Here is a 5,634-nt window from a genome sequence, read left to right as displayed (position 1 = left end):
CCGTCATGCCCTGGCGGGGGCGGGGCACAGGGCCTCCACCACCGTCGCCGCCGAGGCCCTGCAGGGTCTGCGGCCCGCCGCCGGCCCGCCGCCCGCCTGGCGTCCCTCAGGCCCTTCGCCGGCGGGGTTCTCGGCCTGGAGCCAGGGCGGTTGGGCGCCGGCGGTGGCAGCCGTCATCCCCGGCCTGTCGGAAGCCTCGGCCCGGACCGAGGCCGCGCCGGACCTGTCGCCAGCCTGGATGACAGGCGCTGCGCCCGGCATGGCCGAGGCGCCGGCGCCCTTCGATCCGGTGGACCAGCCCCTGGGGGCGGCCCGCGCCCAGGTGCATGAGACCTATATCGTCGCCCAGACCCGCGACGGGGTGGTGATCGTCGATCAGCACGCCGCCCATGAGCGTCTGGTCTATGAGCGGATGAAGGCCGAGATGGCGGAAGGCGCCGTGGCCCGCCAGGCCCTGCTGATCCCCGAGGTGGTGGAGCTTGACCCCGCCGACGCCCAGCGCGTGGCGGCGCGGGCCGAGGAGCTGGCGGGCCTGGGCCTGATGATCGAACCCTTCGGCGAGGGCGCGGTGCTGGTGCGCGAAACCCCCGCCCTGCTGGGGGAAACCGACGCCAAGGCGCTGGTGCGCGACATCGCCGACGACCTGGCCGACACCGACCAGGCCCTGTCCCTCAAGGAGCGTCTGGCCGAGGTCTGCTCCACCATGGCCTGCCACGGCTCGGTGCGGGCCGGACGCCGGCTGAGCGGGCCGGAAATGAACGCCCTGCTGCGCCAGATGGAGGCGACCCCCCATTCCGGCCAGTGCAACCATGGCCGGCCCACCTATGTGGAGCTGAAACTGGCCGACATCGAGCGGCTGTTCGGGCGGCGTTAGAGCGCGCGCGGACAATTGGGAGCCGGCCCATTTGCGCCCAGGGGCCAGGCCCCCTATGCTTGAGCTTCTGGAAGAGGGGACCTTATGCCTCCCGTTGCGATGAGCCTGCGGGCCTGAGCCTTCGGCGGACGCGCTTGCGTCCGCGCGGCGATCAGGCGCCCACACCCGCAACCCGCGTCGCGACGGCGCGCGGGCGGCTTGGCCTGTGCCTGACTTCCGGACTTTTTCTCTTGAACATTCCCAAGCGGCAGCAAAGGACGCTGCACGCCCTCGCCCAGGGCGCGACCATCCGGCCGGTGCGCGATGCGCGCGGCCATATCATCGACGTGGACTGCATCACCGGCGAAGGCTGGCGCCTGACCGACTGCGACCTTGAGGTCTTCAAGGCGCTGCGGCGGCGCGGCTTCATCGCCAGCCGCCAGGGCGGCCCCTATCGGATCACCCGCCAGGGGCTGGTCAATCTGCGCAGCCAGACGGACAACCGCACGACCCTAAGGGCCTGGTGAGTAACGCAGGAAGTGGACGCGGGCGGCGCCGTAGTCGCGGGCGTCCACTTCCGCAAACCCCGCCACGCTGAAGGGGGCCTCGGTCGCCCCCCGCTCGAAGACGATCAGGGCGTCCGGCGCCAGCCAGCCCCCCTCGGCCAGGCGGGCCAGGGCCGTCTCCCCAAGCCCCTTGGCGTAGGGCGGGTCCAGGAAGGCCATGTCGAAAGGGGGCCCGTCGGCGCCGGGCCGCACCCCCAGCTGGGTGGCGTCGCGGCGATGGACGCGGGTGCGCCCGAACAGGCCCATGGCGTCCACGTTTTCGCGGATTGCGCCCCGGGCGGCCTCGTCGGTCTCCACGAACAGGCAGAAGCGCGCCCCGCGCGACAGGGCTTCGAACCCCAGGGCGCCTGAGCCGGCGAAGAGATCAAGCACGCGCAGATCTCGCAGGCCGCTGGACCAGGGGGCGTGCTCCAGAATGTTGAAGATCGCCTGGCGCGCCCGGTCCGAGGTCGGCCGCGTGCGATCGCCTGGCGGCGCGGTCAGAGCCTTGCCGCGGAATTCACCCGATACGATGCGCATGGCTCAGCCCCGCCTCGGCGGCCCCTTGGGCGCACCCCGCGGCCCGCCCCGGGGCGGGCCCTTCGACGACCCCTTCGGCCCACCTTTGGCGCTCGGGCGCGCGCCCGCCGGCGCGGGCCGGCCAGCCTTGGGGCGGGCCGCCGGACCCTTGGCCGCGGGCGCGGCCTCCCGGCCGCGGACCTCTTTGGCCTCCGGCCGGTCCAGCAGGGTCGCCCCCCGGGTCTTGGGACCCGGAGCCGCCTTCCCCTTGGCCCGCGCCGGGCGCGGCGGGCGGGCGGGCGCCTTAGGCTTGGCCCAGCCTGCCTTGTAGACCTTCTTGGCCGGCGCCTCGCGGGGCGGCTCCACCAGGCCGTCCGGCGCCTCGGCCCGCCGGGCTGCGCCCGCCGGGCGCTTGCGTCGGGGCGGGGCATAGGCCGGTCGGTCGCCCTTGGGCATGTATTCCGGAGCGATGAAGTCGGCGAACTGCTCACGCAGGACCCGCGGCCCCACCTCCTCCAGCTCGCCGGCCTCCAGCGCGCCGAGCGCCAGCGGACCATAGGAGAGGCGGATCAGGCGATTGACCTTGAGCCCGAGGGACTCCAGCACACGGCGAACCTCACGGTTCTTGCCTTCCGACAGGGTCAGGCTGATCCACACATTGGCGCCCTGGGCGCCTTCCCGGGCCTTGTCGATCCGCGCCTCGATGGGGCCGTAGCGGACGCCCTCCACCGTGACGCCCGCCTTCAGCCGGTCCAGGCGCTCCTGGGTGATCCGTCCGTGCGCCCGGGCGCGATAGCGCCGTTGCAGGCCCGTGGCGGGCAGTTCCAGGGCCCGGGCCAGGCCGCCGTCATTGGTCAGCAGCAGCAGCCCCTCAGTGTTGAGGTCGAGCCGCCCCACCGAGATCAGCCGGGGCAGACCCTCGGGCAGGGACTCAAAGACCGTCGGGCGGCCTTGCGGATCGGCATGGGTGGTCACCAGGCCCGCGGGCTTGTGATAGCGGAACAGCCGGGCGGGCTCGCGCTCATCCACCACCTCGCCGTCCACGGTGAGAATGTCGCCCGGATCCACCCGCACGGCGGGCGTGGTCAGGACCTGGCCGTTCAGCGCCACGCGCCCGGCTTCGATCAGGCGCTCCACCTCCCGGCGGGAGGCGACGCCGGCCCGGGCCAGGGCCTTGGCCACACGCTCGCCGCCGCCGTCGGCGGCGTCTTCAGACAGGGTCTGGCCGCCTTCGTCCAGGGGATCGTAGGGTGCAGCGTCTTGACCGGAGGGGGGGCGAGGAGTTCGTTGCCGTTCGTGGACCATGATCACCGCACCATGCGCATCGCCCTGCAGGCGGCGCAAGACGCCGCAGCGCGCGGAGAGACCCCTGTGGGCGCCTGCGTGGTCGATCCGGCCACGGGGGAGGTCATCGCCGTGGGCGCCAACGGTCCCATCGGCGGCCACGACCCCACCGCCCACGCCGAGATCGTCGCCCTGCGCGAGGCGGGCCGGAAGCTCGGCAACTACCGCCTGACCGGACTGACCCTGGTGGTCACCCTGGAGCCCTGCGCCATGTGCGCCGGCGCCATCAGCCATGCGCGGATCGGCCGGCTGGTCTTCGGCGCCGAGGACCCCAAGGGCGGGGCGGTGATCCACGGCCCGCGCTTCTTCGAGCAGCCCACCTGCCACTGGCGGCCCGAGGTCACAGGCGGACTCCTGGCCGAGGAGAGCGCGGAGCTGTTGCGCGGTTTCTTCCGCGCCCGCCGCGCCAAGGGGCCGGCGGCGGGCTGAGGCGTCTTGCCTTCCGCCCCGAGAGGGCGGGATGATGCCACCCATAAATCTTGAAGCATTTGGGAGGACATCATGGGACTGCTGGACGGAAAGGTGGCCATCATCACCGGGGCCGGCGGCGGCCTGGGCGAGGCCTATGCCAAGCTCTTCGCCAAGGAAGGCGCCAAGGTCGTGGTCAACGACCTGGGGGGAAGCCGCGACGGCTCCGGCGCCGACCGCAGCGCCGCCCAGAAGGTGGTGGACGAGATCAAGGCCGCCGGCGGCGAGGCGGTCGCCAATGGCGACGATGTCTCCACCCTGGAAGGCGGCGAGAACATCCTCAAGACCGCCCTGGATAACTACGGCCAGATCGACATCCTGGTCTGCAACGCCGGCATCCTGCGCGACAAGACCTTCGCCAACACCTCCGAGGCCGACTGGGACCTGGTGGTGAAGGTGCACCTGAAGGGCACCTATTGCTGCGCCTGGCCGGTGTGGAAGTGGATGAAGGACAACAACCATCCGGGCGTGATGGTGCTGACCTCGTCCACCTCGGGCCTCTATGGCAATTTCGGCCAGGCCAATTACGGGGCGGCCAAGGCCGGCATCTATGGCCTGATGCGCGTGCTCTCCATCGAGGGGCGCAAGTACGGCATCCGGGTCATGGGCCTGGCGCCCGGCGCGTTCACCCGCATGACCTCCGACCTGCCCGGTCGCCAGGGCAAGGAGCCCGATCCCATGAGCCTGCCGGAAAACATCGCGCCCGGCGTGCTCTACATGGTCTCTGATCTGGCCGCCGATCATTCGGGCAAGGTGCTGGGCGTCTCCTCCCGCGGGGTCCGCGAGATCAAGATGCTGCAGACCGACGGCTTCAACCCGGGCAAGCCCTACACCGCCCAGGACGTGGCTAAGAACGCCGACAAGGTCTTCTTCGCCGACGCGACCGAACGCACGGCCGCCAGCGCCTAGAATGACGATCTGAACGCCCCGCCCCCGGGGTCAGGCCTCGGGGGCGCCGGGCTCTCGTCCCGGCCGGCCAAGCCGCGCGTCCAGCCGCTGGCGCACGGCGGGCCATTCCTCGGCCAGGATCGAGAAGACCACCGTGTCGCGGATGCGGCCGGTCCAGACGACGCGGTCACGCCGCAGCACGCCTTCCTGCACCGCCCCCAGCTTCAGAACCGCGGCGCGGGAGCGGGTGTTGAGGGCGTCCACATTGATCTGCACCCGCCGCGCGCCGGCCTCGAAGGCGTGGGCGAGCATCAGCCGCTTGGCCGCGGGATTGACCACGCCCCCGCGCAGGTCCGGCGCGTAATAGGTCCCGCCTACCTCCACGGCGCGATTGGCGGAGTCCGGGCGGATGAAGGCGGTCATGCCCCTGCAATGGCCCGCCACCATCACGGCGAAGGCGATCCATTCGCCCCGGGCCTGGCGCCCCGTCAGCTCGTCCCAGGCCGTCTCGAAGCCGGCGCCGGCCCAGTTCACCGGATAGAGATCGCGCCAGATGTCGGGGTCCGCCTCGCAGGCGGCGCGCAATTCCGCACAATGACGTTCCGCCAAAGGCTCCAGCCGCACATGAGCGTTCTGCAGAATCCGGGCTTCCAGCCGCATCTCGTCCCCCCTGACCCAAGGTCCAAAAGAATCTTTCACCCGACCCCTTGCGTTTGCCGGAGGGAGGGTTATCTCCGCCTTGCCCTTTTGGGCGTTTCCTCCCTATACCTTCAGAGCCGCGCCCGGCTTGGGCTGCGGCTCTTTTTTTATCCCGCCCAAATTTGCGCCGGCCCGAGCGACGCCGCTCAGGCCCCCGCCAGCAGCCACAGGCCCTGGGTCAGGAAGGCTGCGCCCACGCCGGTGAAGATCCACCGTCGCCAGCGGCGAAAGCCCTCCTCAGGCAGGTGGTCGAGCAGTCGCCGCCCCAGGGCTGAGCCGGCGACGGCGGCGGCCACGGCCAGCAGGATCAGGCCCGCC

At 71.7% G+C, this 5,634-nt stretch carries 6 protein-coding genes and 1 pseudogene; 4 read left to right on the top strand and 3 right to left on the bottom strand.

Annotation, left to right across the window (positions count from 1 at the left end; genetic code table 11):
- Window positions 1-874: pseudogene (locus tag V7D28_RS13615) on the top strand (DNA mismatch repair endonuclease MutL); the annotation flags it as partial.
- Between the two features lie 230 nt (window positions 875-1,104).
- The gene (locus V7D28_RS13610; protein WP_333587925.1) at window positions 1,105-1,380 is read left to right on the top strand and encodes a YjhX family toxin; all 276 of its coding nucleotides are present in this window, start codon (window positions 1,105-1,107) and stop codon (window positions 1,378-1,380) included.
- Here V7D28_RS13610 and rsmD read toward each other — a convergent pair.
- The gene (gene rsmD, locus V7D28_RS13605) at window positions 1,366-1,938 is read right to left on the bottom strand and encodes a 16S rRNA (guanine(966)-N(2))-methyltransferase RsmD (protein ID WP_333587924.1); all 573 of its coding nucleotides are present in this window, start codon (window positions 1,936-1,938) and stop codon (window positions 1,366-1,368) included. The genes V7D28_RS13610 and rsmD overlap by 15 nt on opposite strands.
- A gap of 3 nt (window positions 1,939-1,941) precedes the next feature.
- The gene (locus tag V7D28_RS13600) at window positions 1,942-3,222 is read right to left on the bottom strand and encodes a pseudouridine synthase (RefSeq protein ID WP_333587923.1); all 1,281 of its coding nucleotides are present in this window, start codon (window positions 3,220-3,222) and stop codon (window positions 1,942-1,944) included.
- Between the two features lie 12 nt (window positions 3,223-3,234).
- Here V7D28_RS13600 and tadA point away from each other — a divergent pair, with 12 nt between their 5' ends.
- Together tadA and V7D28_RS13590 are read left to right on the top strand one after the other, a co-directional pair.
- Window positions 3,235-3,690 carry a tRNA adenosine(34) deaminase TadA gene (gene tadA / locus V7D28_RS13595; protein WP_333587926.1) on the top strand — a complete coding sequence of 152 codons (456 nt, stop codon included), beginning with the start codon at window positions 3,235-3,237 and terminating at the stop codon, window positions 3,688-3,690.
- Window positions 3,691-3,762: 72 nt separating this feature from the next.
- On the top strand, window positions 3,763-4,638 hold the full coding sequence (locus tag V7D28_RS13590; protein ID WP_333587922.1) for an SDR family NAD(P)-dependent oxidoreductase: 876 nt from the start codon (window positions 3,763-3,765) through the stop codon (window positions 4,636-4,638).
- A gap of 30 nt (window positions 4,639-4,668) precedes the next feature.
- Here the strand turns inward: V7D28_RS13590 and V7D28_RS13585 are convergent, their stop codons facing one another.
- A complete protein-coding gene (locus V7D28_RS13585; protein ID WP_333587921.1) occupies window positions 4,669-5,277 on the bottom strand; it encodes a GNAT family N-acetyltransferase in 609 nt (202 codons plus the stop codon).
- Window positions 5,278-5,634: the final 357 nt, after the last annotated feature.

Source organism: Phenylobacterium sp., from assembly GCF_036723115.1.
Classification (GTDB): domain Bacteria; phylum Pseudomonadota; class Alphaproteobacteria; order Caulobacterales; family Caulobacteraceae; genus Phenylobacterium.
The sequence above is the reverse complement of the archived record's forward strand: the minus strand, read 5'-3'. Positions and strand labels throughout refer to the sequence as shown.